Raw genomic sequence first — 18,256 nt, forward strand, 5'->3', positions numbered from 1 at the left:
TCAACTCTTATGGATTAATGATCCTAAATACTGGTTCGCCGCATTTCCAATTTGATTCAGTGGCAAAATCTGCATCGCAGCTCCCTCGCGAGCGGCGGTCCCTGGCATTCCCCATACAATACTCGATTTCTCATCCTGAGCGATGGTCTTCCAGCCATTATCTCTCAGTTCACGCAGTCCCGAAGCTCCATCTCGCCCCATGCCGGTGAGCAGAATGCCCACGCCAGGCAAGACAGCCGTTTGGCAAAGAGATGAAAAGAACACGTCCACCGAAGGTTGATGAAGATGATCTTGGGGCTCTAATTGATAGTCAAAATGGCCTTGATCGTCCAGCACAAGATGCTGGATTGAGTTGGCCAAATAAGCGTGCCCCACTTGAGACGATTGTCCGGCTTCTGCCAAAACAACTTTCCAGGGTGTCTCCTCGGTCAACCAGTTTGCGAGACCCGTGATGTAGGCTTCCCCCAGATGCTGGACGATCACGACCGAGCAATCTCGTCGCAAGCTACCAAGCACCTCCCGCAGCGCATCAGGACCGCCTGTAGAAGAACCGATCACAACCAACGGTGGATTGGAGGTGTGTGCGGGGGAGCTGACGATGGTCTCTTTTGGCATCCTCCGCTCCGGATTTATTTCCGCGTTGGCAATTTGCAAAACACATCTCATTTTCCGAATTAGCGCTTCAGCACCCTGCAAACTGCCGTGACGTCCGAGCACGGGGGTCTCTATCGCATCGACAGCGCCAGCGCCCAACGCGTCATACACCAGCTCACGATTACCTGTGACGGTCGCAGTGGTGACCAAAATAGGGCAGGGAAACGATCGCATGATTTGACGAGTCGCCTCAACTCCATTCATTTCCGGCATGATGAGATCCATCAGGATCAAATCCGGCGGATCTTCCCCACACCGTGTCACGGCTTCGCGACCATCGATCGCACACCACGCTTCTTCGGCGTCCGGCATCGATTGAATGACTCGCCGTAAGGCCTCCAGAGCCAATCGTAGATCGTTGACCAGCCCTACACGCATTAGGTGCCTGCTCCGATCAAATCCTTCACGGTGGAGATGAACGAATCGTCGTGAAAACTGCCTTTGGTCAGGTAGGCGTTCGCACCTGCCTCCATCCCGGCCAGTCGATCGCTCTCCCGATCCTTGTATGAGACGATAATAATTGGAATGTTCCCCTCTCGGTTATCCCCACGAACTGCTTCGATCAGTTCGATGCCGTTCATTCTGGGCATATCGACGTCTGTGATCAACAGGTCGTAATGAGACGCTCGCAGCCGATTCAACCCATCTTGACCATCGACTGCAACTTCGACGTCATAACCGTGATGAGTTAACAATTGGCGTTCGACCTCGCGGACCGTAATCGAATCGTCGACCACCAGAATTCGCGGCAGAGTTCGACGTAAATGGGCCGGTCGACGTGTCATGCCACTAATCCGACCATCCCCGAGCCGCTGTTGGATCGACAAAGCAAGATCTTCCACATCGACAAATAATACCGCTTCGCCAGCATCCGTCACCGCAGCCGAAGAAATATGCTGAACTTTTCCTAACTGCGGATCCAGCGGACGAACGACCAAGTCTTGCTCCCCACAAAACTGATCAACCACCAATCCGCAAAGCGATTTTTCAGGACCAAACACAACAATACTCAGCTCTTCATCCGATTGCGATTGATTCGGCAGTTCCAGGATTTCGGTGGCTCGTACTAAGCCCACAGATTTCCCATTGAGCTGCAATTGCTGTTTCCCTTGGACAGCCTGCAAATCGGATTCCGCTACCCGCAGGACACGCGTCAATTTCGACAAGGGGAACGCATACGGCTCACCTCCGATGTCGGCCAACACGGCACGAACGACCGACAAGGTCACCGGCAAGCGAAGCTGAAAGGTTGTGCCTAGCCCGAGAGTGGACTCAACGTGAACCGTTCCGGAAACCTCTTGCACCATATTGCGGACGACATCTAATCCGACGCCGCGTCCCGATACTTCGGTAATTTCCTTGGTGGTGGTAAATCCGGGCAGAAAGAGGAATTCCCAAAGTTCGCTTTCAGTCAGCTGTTGAGCCACATCTGCAGGCGAAAGCCCCCGCTCAACAATGCGATTACGAAGTGCCTCGGGATCGATGCCACGACCATCATCTTGGACATCAACCGACAGCATGCCGGCGTGATGACGAGCATGCAGAGTGATCGTTCCGGTGTCTGATTTCCCCGCGTCAATCCGTTCTTGAGGGGTATCGATGCCATGATCAACGCAGTTCCGAAGGATGTGATTCAGCGGCGCTTCGAGTTTTCTCAAAATATCACGATCGACCGCCACATGGTCACCAATGACCTTGAATCGCACCTTTTTATCGAGCTTGCGAGCAAGGTCTCGAATCATGCGAGGAAAGACAATTGTCCCTTCTGAGAACGGTCGCATGCGACTGCCGATTACTTCATTGTAAAGAGCAGATGACGTGCGTTCCGATCGCCACAAGGCTTGCTCTAAATCCGTGGAATGATCTTGCAACAATTGCTGAACTTCACCACCAAGTTCGCGCATCGTTTGTAAGTCTTTGGCAAGCGGTTCGATCAAAGCCGTTCGCGATGCCTGATCGGCAATTTCCCCCAACCGCTGCTGCATCGTGCGCAACTTAGACAAGGATTCCCCGAGCGACTGAAGCCGACGTGACTCGATCATCGACTCACCAGCCAACCGCATTATTCGGTTGAGATTTTCCGAGTTAACGGGTACGGTTCGTTCAGATCGAGACGCCGCATCGTCCACCACAGCAACCGACGAATCCGCCGTGTTGATCGACTTGGCCGAGCCATCGGCAGCTATCTTACCAGCAGCCTCCTGAGTTACTACCGGCTCGCGGTCGGCGTCGTTAGCTTCTGCTTGCTTGTTGAACTCAGGAGCCTTTGCCAGACTCTCTTTGGCCGAGTCATCATCCGGCTCACCGACGGTGGCCTGCTCCGTTGTTTTGTTCTCCGCCAAATCAGCCGATGACGTTGTGTCCTTCGTCGTCTCGCCGGTTTCTGCATCGACAACCGCTGTCGCTTCAGAAGTGACATTCGATTCCAACGGTTCCTTATCGGCCGGCGCGTCGCAGGCCAGATTAAGTTGCTTTGCCAAAGACTGGCACGTTTGTTGGTGCGATTGACTCCAAGCCTCGATTTGCGATTCTTCTAAATCGGCAAGTTCACGAATTAAGTCCACGCCTTGCAGCAATTGGTCGGTGCGCGTCGGCGTAATCGTTTCTTCGCCTTTCTGCAGCGCAACAAGACGGTCTTCCATGCCGTGAGCCATATCAACGATCACATCCAGTCCAATAATACGAGCTGCACCCTTGATCGAATGCGCAGCCCGCATCAGGCTTTCAAATTGCTTAAGATCGGAAGGGTTCTCTTCAACAGCTAACAAACCTTCACTGAGCGTGATGGCGTGTACTCGAGCTTCATCCCTGAACAGCTCGAACATCGAGAATCCCGAGAGGTCACCGCTCATGATAAGGCCGCCTGAAAAGCTGAGATAATAGAGGCGACGTCCAACACGGAGGCCAGTTCGTCATCAATTGTGACGAGACGATCAACAAATCGCTGTTGAGCATCACGAACCGTGACCGGGGGAGGAATTGCCTGCTGTTCGTCCAAATTAACAACACCAACGACTTGATCAATTTCCACAACCCAGCGATCGCGATTCCCGAGAACGACCATCCGACATGACTCCTCTTGCTCGGAGTCTTCTCGGCTAAGTTGCATCAAGCCAGTCAAGTCACCACAAATCAGTAGGTCACCATCCAACGGACAAAGGCCACGTACAACTTGATTACTCCGATGAGGTATTCGCCGCACCGGACTGACGCGGGCTACGCGATCAACCGATTGCGACGGGAACAGAAAGAGTTCGTGACACAAGCGGAAAAGCAAATGCCCCTCGCTTGTCATCTTGTCATGAACAAGCGGCTTGGAGACACGATTGGTTGATTCTTTGAGCTCCTCCGGACGGAGCGGCCGATCCAACAACTGATGGATCGCGCTGTCCTCAAGCGGCGATTGCTCGGACGTGGGCGGTCGATTTTGAGCAGAAGAGTTCATTCTTTCGCCTCCTGATCGTGAAGGGATGCTGCTCTTCGCCGGTAATTCTCGGCCTGGATTAGTTCTCCAAGTCGTTCTTCAACAATGGCAAGTTGCAACAGTGCATCGGCATTGGCGGAATTCAGGTAGATCGATTTCCGCAACGCGACACGTGCTTCGGAGCATTGATTCATGGCAAGCAAAATACTGCCCATCAGGGCGAACAACTGTGGATCTACGCTCGGCATGAGCGATTCACAGATTTTCAGTGCGTTGGGCAAATCGCCACCGTCTGCCAATTTAATCGCATCCTCGAGCGATGCGGGGGTTTGGATTTTCGGGGGGGGCTCCACCAGTCGCACGCCGGGATTCGGCCTTGGCTCGACGCAAGGCGGTTGTGGCAAACGTAAGGGTGGGTCATCACGCACCTGACAATTTGAAGAGAAGGCTCGGTAGGCAAATGCCCCGTGTTTGTCCTGCCGCTCAAATCGTTCTCGCAGCAATTCCAGTGCGTCGGCATGTCCGGCAAACAAATATCCACCGTTGGTCAGCAACTCAGATAATTTGTTGGTCAAAGCCAGGCGCGCACGACGATTGAGATAAACCAGCAGATTGCGGCAAAAGATCACATGATAGCTCGCTGCAAAAGGCGTCTCGAGTACCGTAACGTCAACAAGTTTCCATTCGATGCATGCCATGATCTCGGCAGCAACAACCAGATCGTCACCTTCTCTTTGCAGCCAACGCTCCGTCCAAGCTGGCAATGCCTCGCGGACTGAATAGCTCGAAAAACGATTTTCCTGCGCTCGAGCAAGGTGTCGCGGCTCACGATCAATCGCATCGACCCGGACTTTCTCCAAGGGCCAATCGGCTCGCGCCGCCGCGATTGCCATCGACACCGGTTCTTCTCCGGTGGCACACGCAATACTCAACATTCGCAATTGGGGAATTGGCGAGAGCTGTTTCCGAAATTTCCGCAGGTACTCGGTGAGTAAATCGAACGATGCGGGATAACGAAAGAACCATGTTTCCGGCACGGTCACTTCGTTGACAACCTTTTGAAGCTCGTCAGGATCGCTTGCCAGAAGGTTACGATAGCTGGTCAGGCTGGGAGCCAGTCCATGAATTCGAAGTCGCTCATTCATCAGAGACTCGAACCATTCACGATCCAGTAATTCTGCATCGAGACCCGTTTGCCGGGCTATCCAACCTTTGAGTTGCTCAGCGTTCAGACTCATAGGTGACTTGCTGGGTTCGGAGTAATTTGTATTTTCGTCGCATCCGTTAACTGGATGGAGCCTTGACCGAACAATGAGATCGGCCCTAAAAAGGGAAGCTGAGGCGGAAGCGTGTCGGTGGGTGCTGTTTCGGCCGAATCAAAATCTAACGACTCTGCACTCAGCACTGATTCGACGAGTAATCCCAACCATTCTGTCTCCGATTCTGCACCACGTTTCACCACCAAGATGCGGGCATACAATTGTCGTTTTGCTGCCCCGTCACCAAGTAATTTGGAAACATCGACGAGCGGAATGGGGCGACCACGATAGTTTATTAAACCACAAACCCAAGGATCAACCGAAGGCAGGCTACGTACGTCGACAACGGAAATCGCTTCCACAACATCCTGTGTGGGTGTTGCAAACCGGTTATCTCCAATAGTCCAGATCACGACATGCATGAAACGATCCGTCAACAAAGGTTATAGGCGTTACTCCGCCCTCAGCTGAAACGACGAAATGGAGGACTTGAGCGAGCCGATCGAATCTTGAAGTTCTGATGCTGCCCGAGCACATTCGTCAGCCGCATCGGTAGAACCCGATGCGTGGGTCGTCAATTGACTCATCGCCGAATTAATTTGGTCTGCTCCCTGGGCTTGACTCTGCATACTCTCATTGACTCTTTCAAAACGCGCCGTATTCTCAGCGACACGAGCGATCACCTCACTCAACTGATTGCTAATGTGCTCGACATCTTTCACGCTGTGCCGCACTTGATCCGTGAAACGATCCATTTCCATTACGCCTGCCGATACGGCCGACTGCATCTGAGCCACCATCTGTTCGATATCCAACGTGGCTGATGCGGTTTGATCAGCAAGTCGGCGAATTTCACGAGCTACCACCAGGAACCCGACACCGTATTCACCCGCCTTCTCGGCTTCGATGGCCGCGTTGACCGAAAGTAAATTCGTCTGATCCGCAACCTTGGTAATCGTCGTCACGATGCCGGTGATATTGGCTGCCTTTTCATTGATGACACTGAGTTTATCGCCAAAAGAGGAAGTGGCTTCATCCAATCCACGCATATTCGATTCCATTTCAGTCAGGCCTTGTTGACCAGCTGTTGCCAGCCCCGTCGCATCATTCGCGGCATCACTGACTTCGGTCATCGTTTCCACGAGTTCGCCCGTCGTGGAAGAAATTTGCTTGACGGCCGCCGCGATTTGAGTCGATGAAGCACCGAAAGAACTTGCCGTGCTTTGCTGCTCACGACTTGTGGCGGCCAATTCGGTTGCCGTCGAATTCAACTTAATGCTGGCGTGCTTCACATTTCCAACCAATGAGTTCAGATTGTCTGTCATGGTGCCCAATGATCGCAACAGCATGCCCGTCTCGTCTTTGCATTTGATATCGCCTAACTCCTGAGTCAAGTCACCGGCAGCGACTTGACCAGCCGCGGAGGCAGCTTGTCGAATTCGACGCGCCATGCGAAGCACCACGAAAATCAGAATGCAGATAATGCAGAGGAAGCCCACGCTCGCAAAAGTCGCGTTCTTCCATAGTTGCGAGCGAATCGGCGTCAAAATCGCGGCCTCGGACTTCCGTAAAATCAATGTCCAATCACCCGTGGGGATTTCCGCTGAAAAAAAGAAATATTTCTCGCCATCAACCGGGTCAATCGAATTCACGAGAAAGGTGGGCTTCTTGTTCCCCAAGATTCCCCCAAAGAGCTCTCCGTAATCTGTTTCCGCAACTGCTTGGGTTTTGAGCAGACTAGACGGGTCACTCTGCGATTCCAGCATCGGATCAATCGTCGTGGCAATAAAGCGACCCTTGGCGCTGATCAAAAATAGATCAACCTGCGATTCTTTGGCAAACCTCCGTAATTGCTGTTCGACCTCCACAAGCCCCCGATCCACTCCGGCAACTCCCATGAACTCATTGTTGAGCACAATCGGGTAAGTATGCTCGACGATCATCTTTCCTTCGTAAACGTACGGTTCGGTGAAGGTCGCCTCGACCTTTCCTGTTTGTTCGAATCGTTCCTTTGCGCCTCGGTAATAGTCGTTGGTCTCCATTTCCACTAACGGCCGAAGTTCCAGCGCACGAGTGTTGAGATCCGTGATATCCCAGTAGGGAATGAAGCGGCCCGAACCATCCATCGCTGCTGGCGGAATATCGCTGGACGCTGCATCAGCATCCGCGTCGTCGGCATTTGGTTCATAGCCAAAATAGGCAGCCGTGATATCCGGATAGTTTTCTAAAATGGTCTTCGCGAATTTCAGCGACGTGGCTCGATCACCAAACATGCCGCTTATCTGAGCCTCTGCCATTCGTTGCGAAGTCGAACTCGCTTCGTGGTTCTGTTCCTCAATGCGCAATGCCAACAGAGACGTCGTGGCACTGAGATGTTGTTCACTGGACGCCATCAAATCTCGATATTCGGACATCGTGGTCAGAGTAATCAGTAAAAACGTCATGACGCATGTCGGAAGCACGAAGGCCAGGATTAAACGGCCAACAATACTTTCGAAAATCGTGCGATATAAGCCTGACATAGAGACTCCAGTAGAACGACGTTGGCTTGAGACAGCAAAATGATGGTGAAACTTGGCGCAAATAGTCCGAATATCGCGGTTCCATATCGTAGTCGCGCCCCAAGCGATCTCCAAATCAATGTTGGACTCACGACACGGAAGCCCAGGGTCCGCAGTTGGAATATGTGCGTTGTGTGCTTTCTGCTGCCATCAAAAACGGGGCATCTCTCCGCAAAACCAATCGGCCAACCCGAAACGAGTGTACAGTAAAGTCAAACACGCTTGGGCACGATTGCAGAGCCGCAAGCGGCAGAAAGCCAACCTGGGCAGCCACGCCTGGACTTGCCATCAGACTCCTACGACGGGTGCCAACTCATCCCGCCCCTGAGACCGTTTCAACGTTCGACCGTGACTAGCAACAACAAGGGTGATGAGCAGCGAACGGCCATCTCGCCGACACCGACTGTCGCGCCCCAAATCGATTCCATCCGGATCGACAAAAGGATCGTCACCGCCTTCGCACAAACACCCAACTCAAGGCTGTTCCAATTTGCCCGGATCGGCGAGTATCAGAATTTTCGCTTCGATTTGATCGCGCGCATCCCCTTCGGCGCGTTTTAATGCCAGTCGGTAGTAAACTCGCGCCATTCCGGTGCGCCCCATACGCAACTCGTGCTCAGCTTTTCGCACGTATCGATCGATGGCTCGGTTTCTGAGTGCATCGTTAGCCTCAGCCCGCCGTTGTTGTCGTTCAGACGCTTCAATCTTTGGCAGACTGCCGCGTGGAGGCGGAAAATATTGGCGCTGCCAAATCGATTGCCGCCCCACAATGGGAACGAAGCCGGTCACAAAGGGAGTGAGCGTTCCGTTGCTCACCGAGCCGAAACCACCGTCGGGGAGGGTGGCACGAGTCGATGTAGATGTGATTGATCGATTGCTACCCTGGACAGCCGACAGTCGAAAACGAAATCTCTGAGCCTGAATCGAGTCGCAGAGCGTCAAGCCCCCGATGGTCGAGCAAAAGAGCATCATCCGCGCGAGACGAAGCGCCATCTTCTTGTCTCCCCAAATCAATCGAACTCGGAACGCCCCTCTGCCAACAGCCGAGGGCGGTGAAATTTGGTCAGCCCTGTGGGCAGCCTACGCGTTTTACGAGGCAAAAGCGAGCCAACTTGCGCTGGGATGCGCTCTGGCGCAATTCAACAGTGGTTTTTCTTGGCGCGTCCCGAATCCCACTTCGCGGAGCCAACCCGCTAGGACAGCCAAACAATCGGAAGAACTCGTACAACCTCCGCCCACTTCTTGTCCTGTGACAATCAATGGGAAGTTAACGGCTCTAAACCAATTTCCCCCGTTCTCCGTCTGCTTTTCTAGCGAACGGCCAGGCGTCGGTAACTAGTGTGGAATTTATCGACAATTCTGTCGGTCGACTCCTCCATGACTTCCCATCTTCGACGCCACACCGTGATCTACGAGGCACTGTCTTGATCCAGGATCGTCTTGCTCCGTTTTGCCGTAAACATCGCTTTGAACCACTTGAAAGTCGCACCTTACTCGCGGCGGACCTACTCATCTCGTACGAACCAACCCTCGAGCACTCTGGCTACACGACGTTTTTCTTGACGATTGAGTCAGACAGTCCCGTCAGTGCCCTGCATGGGACCGTGGAGAGTCGAAAAATGCGGCAGATCAACCCACGTGGAGCCGATACGATTTTCCGTGACCACAACTCAGAACTGATCGACGCGGGGGGTACGATTTATTCCGATTCTCAGTTCCAATTCTCGTTGGTGGAAGATGAGCTACAAGTTATCAGCAGCAGCGAGAGTTCCTCAAAATTACAAGCTGAATTTTCTGGCTTCACGCCTTTTACCAATCGAACGGTTGCTCATGTTGTCGTTTCGAGCGGAAGTCAGACGAGCTACTCGTTTGAGATAACAACCGCAAGCGGTACCGAGACGCTCGACGGAAACCTGCATTCAACGCGCGTCGATGTGATCGGTCGACGAGGAAATGATTGGCATGTAGCACGTTCCAATGGATCTCGATTGAAGACAAGTCGTCTGGGCTCAACTGATCCTGAAATCGAATGGCTCGAACCGGGAGATGTGAATGGCGACGGCGTCGATGATCTCGTCGGTTGGAATCCTGATACCGGCCAATGGACGGTCGGTGTCATCACGGAAGCTGGTTTGGTTCAATCGACGTGGGGAACCTGGTCGAACAAGGTCGAGTGGACGGATGTTAACCTAGCCGACATCAATGGTGATGGGCGTGACGATTTGATTGGTCGCGTGGCCGGTCACGGCGCGTGGTGGTCTGGCATTTCCACAGGGGACAGTTTCGTCAATCGGGCGGAAGGCAGGTGGTCGGCTAACATCAATTGGCTCGACGTTCGTACGGGTGATCTATCAGGCGATGGTCGCGCTGACATTGTCGGTCGAGTTGAATCAACAGGTGAACTGTGGGTTGCTGTCTCAACCGACAACGGCTTCGACACACGTCTCTGGGGGCGACTCCGCGCAGACGTAAATTGGGGCTTTGTCGACGTTGGAGATGTAAACGGTGATGGTCGTGAAGATCTGATTGCCCGCAATGACCTGAATGGCATTTGGTTTGTCGGGGTATCCAATGGCTCTCGCTTCACCGTTCAAGGCGCTTGGTCCAAATGGTCGAAGGGATTCCCCTGGGTCGACATTCAACTAGCCGACATGAACGGTGATGGCTTGATCGACGTGTTTGGACGGCTTAAGAACACGGGTCAACTATTCGTTGCTGAATCACAAGGTGATCAGTTCGTAACACGCTCTTGGGGACGCTGGCCGAAGAAAACACAATGGACCGACGTCCAGACAGGAGATCTGAATGGTGACGGTCGCGATGACCTCTTTGGCCGCGATCTGAAATCGGGAAAGTGGTCAGCCTCACTCTCAACCGGGCGTTCCCTGACGCGCAAGAAAAAATGGGGCAAATGGCAGAATCCCAGACAGTGGGAGCAAGTGTTCGCCGCTGATTTCTAGTCTCACCCCGATGCTCGCTCGCAACCTTCTCAGCAACAGCACTGCTGTTGACCACCACGAACAGGCGATTCTCCATTCTACGATCGTGAAGCTGATAGGCTGTCGACCATCGATGATTGACTGCGGACTCCCCAGCTGTCCCCAGTCACGGCAACCCGAAAGCTAACAGCGACCTTTGGCCAGGAACTTCGTCGCAGGCGGGTTGGTCGCTGAGAAGTGGGGCGAATCACAGACGCGCAAATCGCTGGCAATCGGTTGGACGGGAAGGTATCGGGGTCGACGCCAAGCGATTTTTCGGGCACAAATCCTGATATTCGTGCTGAAAATCTGGACGGTTCCCATTTGGGGAGACGTGACCCGCCTCCGTTTTCCGAGTATGATTAGCTCACAAGGCACTCCGTTTCCCCACCTATATTTCATACCCAATGAGGATTTAGTTATGGGCAATCATTCCAACCCTAACCGTCGAGACTTTATCAAGACGGCGAGTTCGGCAATCGCCTTGCCTTACGTGATTACGTCGTCAGCGTTGGGCGATGCCGAGCGACCGGCCGCCAGCGAACGAATTGTGATGGGCGGCATCGGCATCGGCAACATGGGCCGCGGCGACATGGGCAATTTCCTGGGTCGGTCCGATGTCCAATACGTTGCCGTGAGCGACGTCCGCAAAGGAGCCCGTGAATCGGCGAAGGCCCGCGCTGACAAGCACTACAACAACAAAGACTGTGCTGATTACAACGACTTCCGAGAACTAATCGGCCGCCCCGACATCGATGCAGTCCATGTGGCAACTCCCGATCATTGGCACGCAATTATGGTGATCGAAGCATGCCGCAACGGAAAAGACGTTTACTGCCAAAAACCGGAAACGCGCACCTTGCGTGAAGGCCCTCTGATGGTTGACGCCGCGCGACGTTATTCACGCGTGGTCTCGGGCGGCAGCCAGCGAGTGCTTCAAGACTACCGCTCAATTGTCGACAAATGCTGGGGTGGAGAACTTGGTGAAGTCAAGTCGATTAATGTCAACGTAGGCCCTCTGTCTCAAACCTGCAATCTGCCCGCTCAGGATGTACCGAGCGACATCGATTGGGATCTTTGGCTTGGACCAGCCCCTTGGGCACCCTACAACAAGGCACGCTGTGATGGCAACTTTGGCACAAGTGGCGGAAGTTGGCGATCCTATATCGATTACTCGGGCGGTGGTATGACCGACTGGGGAGCCCATCACTTTGGTGGCGCGACCTTTGCCGTTGATGTCCGTGAATTGCAGCCCAACGAAGTGATCTATCAGGATGGCGGCAAATGGATCACGTTCGTTTATCCCAATGGGATGCAGATCCATCACAACAAGCCAGACACAGGCAATTTGGCCGTCGAAGGAACGCCGAACGAAAAACGAGCGGCGAAACCCGTGCCGGCCTACAAAGGCACTGGCGGAATCTACGGTGACTTCATCGAATGCGTCAAAACACGCGAGCAGCCCTTCCGCGACATTGAACTCGCGGTGAATTCCGTAGCGTTGAGCCATCTGGGTACCATCGCATATCGACTTCAGCGATCACTGCAATGGGATGCTGAAAACCAAAGATTCCCAAATGACGAAGAAGCCAATCGAATGCTCGATCGAGCACGTCGCCAACCCTGGCAACTGTAGTATTGGCCGTTAATCCTTGTCTGTGAATCAGAAATAAACTCTCACTGGGAGATAAACATTATGTTGGACCAAGCGTTTGAAGCCCTGAAGGAATACAACTGGGGCACTGATCCGAAAGTTCTCAATCCGATCGATGAAGCGATCGTTTCGTCACACGGTGATCAATCAGCTCGTCAAGCTCTCGAGACTCGTCTGGCTGCCGTTCTTGGTACCGATGTGCCACGTGATGCGAAAGATTATGTCTGCCGAAAACTGATGCTGATTGGCTCAGCAGAGTCGGTATCCGCATTGGCGACATTACTGTCTAACCAAGACAATTCGCACATGGCTCGCTACGCGTTGGAACGCATTCCGGCACCGGAAGCTGCTGCCGCAATGCGTGATGCTCTGCCGAATATCAATGATCCGCTGAAGATCGGTGTCATTGCTTCACTTGGCGTCCGAGGCGACACGGCCAGCATTCCCCTCTTGTCCAGTTATATGTCAGACGAGAATGCTGCCGTCGCTGCTGCAGCAGCCTATGCCCTGGGCGATTTGGCAACATCCGCAGCTGCCAAAGCCTTGACAGAACCAGGGTACAGGGCAAGTGAGCAAGTTGTGTTTGCTGCAACAGATGCATCCTTGTCCTGTGCCGAGGCGCTGTTAGCGGATGGCAAGAATAGTGAAGCATTAGCCATTTACAAAGGCTACATCGGTCTCAATCACCCCAAGCACGTGCGATTGGCTGCCACCCGAGGCATGCTTGCCTGTAGCGGCAAAAAGTAGTTTTTCTCATTCGGGAATTTGAACACATGGTGACGGGAACGCTCGTCACCATGTTTGTTTTTGAGGAGGCGCCTTGATGTGGATCCGACTGGTCCTCTGTTTTGTTTTTTCACTCACCGTTCTGACCGTTGATGTCCGCCGGACCGTCGCGGCTGACGTCAACGACGAATTAGTGCAGTTGGTCGTCAGTTTGCTCAGCGATTCCGACAAGGACATGCGAGCACTTGGCTTCGAACAGATTCGCAATGAAGCCCCGGGAAAAGCTGCAACACAACAATTTGCCGCACTCTTACAAAAATTGCCCCCTTCAACACAAGTCGGACTGCTGAGTGCGCTTGCTGATCGAGCTGATCGTTCAGCTCGACCAGCGGTGGTGGAATTGCTTGAGAGCCAACCAGCTCCCGCCGTTCGCGTTGCAGCAATCCGAGCGCTCGGATCCTTGGGAACAAGTCAGGACACACCGCGATTCGTCGAATTTGTTTCCAAGGGAACCGATAACGATCGAACCGCTGCATTCGCAAGCCTTGTTTCCCTGCGGGGTGAGGACGTATCCCAAGCGATCGTCCAGCAGATGGCGGGAGCCGAATCCAATGCACAAGTGGAACTCATTCGAGTCTTGACCACCCGACGGGCCCTCGACGTGGTGCCTGATCTGTTGCAGGCCGCCGTTGGCAGCGATGCAACGGTTCGCTCCGCTGCCATGCAAGCGTTAGGAAAACTAGGCAGCACCGGACAGATTCCGGGAATGGTCCAAGGTGTGCTCAAAGCAAAGCGGGGTGCCGAACAGGCAGCCGCAGAAAAAAACCTGATGTTCGTCTGCCGTCGCTCAGGTGAACCAGACCAACAAGCCGAGCCACTGCTCGCCGCCATCAACAAACTTAATTCGGCCGATCGTGTGACCTTGCTCTCAACTGTAGGCAGAGTCGGAGGTCCGTCAGCCTTGAAGGTAATCGAGCAAGCGCTGAATGACCGCAAACAACATTCCGCAGGACTGAGAGCACTCTGCAATTGGCCGAACGCGTCCGTCGCACCCCAGTTAATCAAGGTCATCTCAACCGACAAACATCGAGGGCATGCCACGACCGCGTTGCGGGCGTTGATTCGTATCGCACCGCTCCCCGACGGCCGGAGCGACCTAGAAAAGCTTGATCTTCTGAAGCTGGCCATGCAACTTTGCCAACGCGATGAAGAACGAAAACTGGCCCTTAAACGGGCTAGCGCAATACGCATCCCGGAAACTTTGCGTTTTGTCCTTCCTTACATGGATCAGCCTGGCTTCTCCGACCAGGCTTGCGAAACAATTGTGGAGCTGGCCCATCATCGCAATCTGCGAGAACCAAACGAAGCCGAGTTCCATCAAGCATTGGATCAGGTTATCGCGACCAGCAAGAACGCCACCGTTGTCGACCGTGCAAATCGGTACAAGCGAGATGAAACCTGGGTACGTCCCAAATAATCTTGACTGTCTGAAGAAATGAAACCCGGAAGGAATGAAATAATGTCACGATACACAACGCTGCATAGCGCCTTCCTGTTGATCGGCTTCTACCTCTACCCAGCAACCTGTTTCACAACCCACGCTGCCGAAGTCACTCTCTGCCAAGGTCATCATCACTCGGAAGCAGAAGCAGTCGAACAGTTGCGACGAATGGCAGCTACCTACTCAACTGCCGATGAATGGCAGCAGCGTGCCGATCGCGTGCGAAGCCAGATCCTGTCTGGAGCGAAACTTGATCCAGCGCCGGCTCGGACCCCTCTGAATCCGATTGTCCGCAACAAAAGAAGTTACGACGGCTATTCGGTTGAATCGGTCGCATTCGAAGCGTTACCGGGCTTCTTCGTTTACGGCAGCCTCTACCAACCTTTGCATGGCAAGCAGCCCTACGCCGGCATCCTCTGCCCCCATGGACATGCGCGCGGCCCTGCAGGTGGACGTTATCGAGCCGATCAGCAACATCGTTGCGCAACATTGGCTCGCCTGGGGGCCGTCGTATTTTCCTACGACATGATCGGGTTTGGCGACTCTTTGTACCTTGGATGGGATCACGGCCATCCCCAGGCGTTGACCCTGCAAACATGGAGCAGCATTCGAGCGATCGACTTTCTTGAATCACTCCCGCAGGTGGATCGGCGACGCATTGGCGTGACGGGATGTTCCGGTGGGGGCACACAAACCTTTTTACTCACCGCCGTCGACGATCGAGTCACGGTGGCCGCGCCGGTGGTAATGGTTTCGGCCCACTTTTTTGGCGGTTGTAAATGCGAAAGTGGCATGCCGATCCATCAGACCGAGTCTCTCGAGACAAACAATGCTGAGATTGCGGCTTTAGCCGCTCCCCGCCCCTTGCTCCTCGTCTCGGTTGGGGGTGACTGGACAAAGAACACACCCCACGTCGAGCTACCCTACATCCGCAACATCTACCAACTCCGAGGAGCTTTGGGAAATGTCGAGAACGCACATTTCCCCAATCAAGAGCATGGCTACCAGCTTTTGAAGCGGCAAGCCATGTACCCTTTCATGGTAAAACACCTCGGATTGAATGCGGACGGCGTGCGAGATGGAGAAGCAGACCTGTTTGATGAAAGCAAGACGGTCATCGAAACACCCGAACAGATGCGAGTCTTTGACGAGTCACATCCGCTGCCACCCCACGCTGTCAAACCGGGTACGATCATTCGTTTCTAAGGCGATGATCGCACGATTACTCTTCAAAATCGGTACCGGTCTCGTCGAGATCTAATTCCGCAATCCACGTATTGCGGAAACGTACATCGTGACCTTCACACTGTAGCTTGAGACCGCCGGGTAGATCAGTGATACCCCGACCCCCCTGGTTTCCGCCGTCAATGCCTGAATTGGGACCGCCCCATACTTGATTGATTTCCTGTTCGGTGTGCACCTTCTTACCATTGAAATAGACCGTGACCCTTGCCTTTTCAATCCGTTTGCCGTCTGCGTCAAAGCGGGCAGCCCGAAAAACAATGTCGTAAGCATTCCACTTGCCTGCACCGTTGTAAGCATCGTAAGGAGATTCGGTTTCATTGATCACGGCGGCCATACCATGCTTCGTCTTGTCACCATCAAGGATCTGGATTTCGTAACGGTTCTGTAAGTAGACACCGCTGTTACCGCCCGGTTTCATGACCAAGAACTCAATGTGTAGACGAAAGTCACGGTACTTCTTTTTTGTGACGATGTCCGCCGTACCATACTTGCCACCTGCGGCCACTGGATCATCTGACATGACAACCGTGCCACGATCGACCGGATCATCGACGATTTTCCATTTGATCGGCAGGGACGAGCTGAATCGCGGCCCTTTCCAATAAGTCCACTTCTCGTCCAACAATTCTCGACTGCCATCAATAATTAAGTCAGCACCCACATTCGGGGCTGCGCCAACGCCAATCCCGGCTTCACTTGTGGATTTCCCAGTCAGGACTGCTCCCAGGGCCAACAGAACTGCAAAGTAGCGAATTGAAAGATTCATCTCGAAAACCTTGTGGAGAAAGATTGGGAAAGAAAGCCGCGCGGCCCGTGCATGATACAAATGCCAGCGCCACAACGATAGAGAATTTGTTGCTCAGCCCTCGAAAGTCGGCAACTACCAAAAAAATGCCCCGGCACCACGGGGTGCTGGGGCATTTTGGATTACTAAGATTCGGAAGGTCGGTGACTAGACGGCTCGTACGGAAACCGCACAAGGTCCTTTTCGTCCTTCGCCGATCTCGTACTCGACGGTTTGACCCTCTCGTAACTCTTCGATTCGCATTCCTTGAACTTCAGAATGATGGAAGAACAGATCGTCTCGATCTCCTTCGATGAATCCAAAACCTTTGTCCGACAACAACTTCTTAATCTTACCTTCGGGCATTTCTGCCTCCACGAAATTGGATACCTAAGACCGCCGGGCTAACTTCGGCGAAGCTAAACCGTAGATCTGAAATTGATGGAGCAGATAGCCACAATACGACCAGGCACTTTGTGTGAAAGGCACAGCAACGCAGAATGCGGCGTGACGGGAAGAACATTTGGAAGGCACTTGAAAACTGCAATCTCTTTCTCTCTCTCATCGCTGCTCGTCACGAAATCGCTCGTGACAGGGAAAGTATAGGCCACGATCCAATTGAAATCAATGGAGTCAAATAAGCAGAAACAAACTCGGGCTAGAGCCCGATTAATAGGCAGTCTAGGCAATGCAGGTCCATAATAAAGTAAAATTGCGACATACGTGAATACATTTAGCCCGCGCGGCGAATTCGCTAAACTTGGAACACCCAACTGGATTAAGTGGGTTACCCACCCCGAACCAACGGATCGCTACCAGTGCCACTATTAGAGCTTGAATTGTCGATTGAAGAGGTTGAACTAGCGCCGGATGTGCACGAGTTTGTGCTGGAGGCTTTACGGCGTGTGACCGAGTTTTCGCAACATAAGCCGGATCGCATGAGCGGCTTCATTCCATGTGGCTTTCAGACCGTCGCAAAAGCCGTACAAACAATTCGGGATCAGCAGTTAGCCCCGGGCCGTTTGTTTTGCGAGTGGGGCAGTGGCTTTGGAGCCATCGCATCGTTGGCAGCCATTTTGGGTTTCGATGCCAGCGGGATTGAGATTGACCCGATGTTGGTGGACGAGGCGCGACAACTGGCGCGGGACTTCAACCTTTCGCCTGAATTCATCCATGGGAGTTTCATACCGCAAGGTGGTGAGCACCACACGGAATACGCCAACGACGACTTTTATTGGTTAGTGACCGAATCAGACAGTGCTTATGACGAGCTTGGCTTGGGCCCAGACGATTTCGATTTGATTTTTGCTTATCCCTGGCCTGGAGAAGAGCGAGTCGTGGAAGTCCTATTCGAAGAGTTCGCCGCACAAGGCGCTCTGTTGCTAACCTACAACCAATTTGACGCAGTCCGCTTACGGCGCAAGGTCTCAAATCGCTCACGTAACAATTATTGACATCGAGTGAAAAACA

At 53.3% G+C, this 18,256-nt stretch carries 15 protein-coding genes; 6 read left to right on the plus strand and 9 right to left on the minus strand.

The features are described from left to right. From cheB to P8N76_19595, 7 genes are all read right to left on the minus strand, one after another. The gene (gene cheB, locus P8N76_19565) at nucleotides 1–1,032 is read right to left on the minus strand and encodes a chemotaxis-specific protein-glutamate methyltransferase CheB (protein MDG2383881.1); all 1,032 of its coding nucleotides are present in this window, start codon (nucleotides 1,030–1,032) and stop codon (nucleotides 1–3) included. Next, nucleotides 1,032–3,506 (minus strand): hybrid sensor histidine kinase/response regulator, encoded by a 2,475-nt coding sequence (locus P8N76_19570; protein ID MDG2383882.1) that lies wholly within the window; start codon nucleotides 3,504–3,506, stop codon nucleotides 1,032–1,034. The genes cheB and P8N76_19570 overlap by 1 nt, the downstream gene beginning before the upstream one ends. Continuing rightward, on the minus strand, nucleotides 3,503–4,099 hold the full coding sequence (locus P8N76_19575; GenBank protein MDG2383883.1) for a chemotaxis protein CheW: 597 nt from the start codon (nucleotides 4,097–4,099) through the stop codon (nucleotides 3,503–3,505). The genes P8N76_19570 and P8N76_19575 overlap by 4 nt, the downstream gene beginning before the upstream one ends. After that, the gene (locus tag P8N76_19580; GenBank protein MDG2383884.1) at nucleotides 4,096–5,316 is read right to left on the minus strand and encodes a CheR family methyltransferase; all 1,221 of its coding nucleotides are present in this window, start codon (nucleotides 5,314–5,316) and stop codon (nucleotides 4,096–4,098) included. The genes P8N76_19575 and P8N76_19580 overlap by 4 nt, the downstream gene beginning before the upstream one ends. Then, nucleotides 5,313–5,759, minus strand: a complete 447-nt coding sequence (locus P8N76_19585) for a chemotaxis protein CheW (protein ID MDG2383885.1) — start codon at nucleotides 5,757–5,759, stop codon at nucleotides 5,313–5,315. The genes P8N76_19580 and P8N76_19585 overlap by 4 nt, the downstream gene beginning before the upstream one ends. 30 nt (nucleotides 5,760–5,789) lie before the next feature. Continuing rightward, a complete protein-coding gene (locus P8N76_19590; GenBank protein ID MDG2383886.1) occupies nucleotides 5,790–7,859 on the minus strand; it encodes a methyl-accepting chemotaxis protein in 2,070 nt (689 codons plus the stop codon). A gap of 513 nt (nucleotides 7,860–8,372) precedes the next feature. After that, nucleotides 8,373–8,891 carry a hypothetical protein gene (locus P8N76_19595; GenBank protein MDG2383887.1) on the minus strand — a complete coding sequence of 173 codons (519 nt, stop codon included), beginning with the start codon at nucleotides 8,889–8,891 and terminating at the stop codon, nucleotides 8,373–8,375. Nucleotides 8,892–9,238: 347 nt separating this feature from the next. On the opposite strand from P8N76_19595, the gene P8N76_19600 reads away from it, so the two are divergent. The 5 genes from P8N76_19600 (at nucleotide 9,239) to P8N76_19620 (ending at nucleotide 15,963) form a co-directional block, all read left to right on the plus strand. Beyond that, nucleotides 9,239–10,858 (plus strand): VCBS repeat-containing protein, encoded by a 1,620-nt coding sequence (locus P8N76_19600; protein ID MDG2383888.1) that lies wholly within the window; start codon nucleotides 9,239–9,241, stop codon nucleotides 10,856–10,858. A 439-nt stretch (nucleotides 10,859–11,297) separates the two neighbouring features. Next, nucleotides 11,298–12,512: a Gfo/Idh/MocA family oxidoreductase gene (locus tag P8N76_19605; GenBank protein MDG2383889.1), complete on the plus strand. Its 1,215-nt coding sequence runs from the start codon at nucleotides 11,298–11,300 to the stop codon at nucleotides 12,510–12,512. 60 nt (nucleotides 12,513–12,572) lie between these two features. Then, complete coding sequence (locus P8N76_19610) at nucleotides 12,573–13,277, plus strand: HEAT repeat domain-containing protein (GenBank protein ID MDG2383890.1); 705 nt, start codon at nucleotides 12,573–12,575, stop codon at nucleotides 13,275–13,277. A 76-nt stretch (nucleotides 13,278–13,353) separates the two neighbouring features. Then, a complete protein-coding gene (locus P8N76_19615) occupies nucleotides 13,354–14,733 on the plus strand; it encodes a HEAT repeat domain-containing protein (GenBank protein MDG2383891.1) in 1,380 nt (459 codons plus the stop codon). A gap of 42 nt (nucleotides 14,734–14,775) precedes the next feature. Beyond that, nucleotides 14,776–15,963 carry an acyl-CoA thioester hydrolase/BAAT C-terminal domain-containing protein gene (locus P8N76_19620; GenBank protein ID MDG2383892.1) on the plus strand — a complete coding sequence of 396 codons (1,188 nt, stop codon included), beginning with the start codon at nucleotides 14,776–14,778 and terminating at the stop codon, nucleotides 15,961–15,963. A 16-nt stretch (nucleotides 15,964–15,979) separates the two neighbouring features. Here P8N76_19620 and P8N76_19625 read toward each other — a convergent pair whose 3' ends face one another. Together P8N76_19625 and P8N76_19630 are read right to left on the minus strand one after the other, a co-directional pair. Next, nucleotides 15,980–16,768, minus strand: a complete 789-nt coding sequence (locus tag P8N76_19625; GenBank protein ID MDG2383893.1) for a DUF1080 domain-containing protein — start codon at nucleotides 16,766–16,768, stop codon at nucleotides 15,980–15,982. A 186-nt stretch (nucleotides 16,769–16,954) separates the two neighbouring features. Continuing rightward, the gene (locus P8N76_19630) at nucleotides 16,955–17,152 is read right to left on the minus strand and encodes a cold shock domain-containing protein (GenBank protein MDG2383894.1); all 198 of its coding nucleotides are present in this window, start codon (nucleotides 17,150–17,152) and stop codon (nucleotides 16,955–16,957) included. A 452-nt stretch (nucleotides 17,153–17,604) separates the two neighbouring features. On the opposite strand from P8N76_19630, the gene P8N76_19635 reads away from it, so the two are divergent. Further along, a complete protein-coding gene (locus P8N76_19635) occupies nucleotides 17,605–18,240 on the plus strand; it encodes a class I SAM-dependent methyltransferase (protein ID MDG2383895.1) in 636 nt (211 codons plus the stop codon). Nucleotides 18,241–18,256 lie beyond the last annotated feature (16 nt).

It is taken from the genome of Pirellulaceae bacterium, from assembly GCA_029243025.1.
GTDB lineage: Bacteria > Planctomycetota > Planctomycetia > Pirellulales > Pirellulaceae.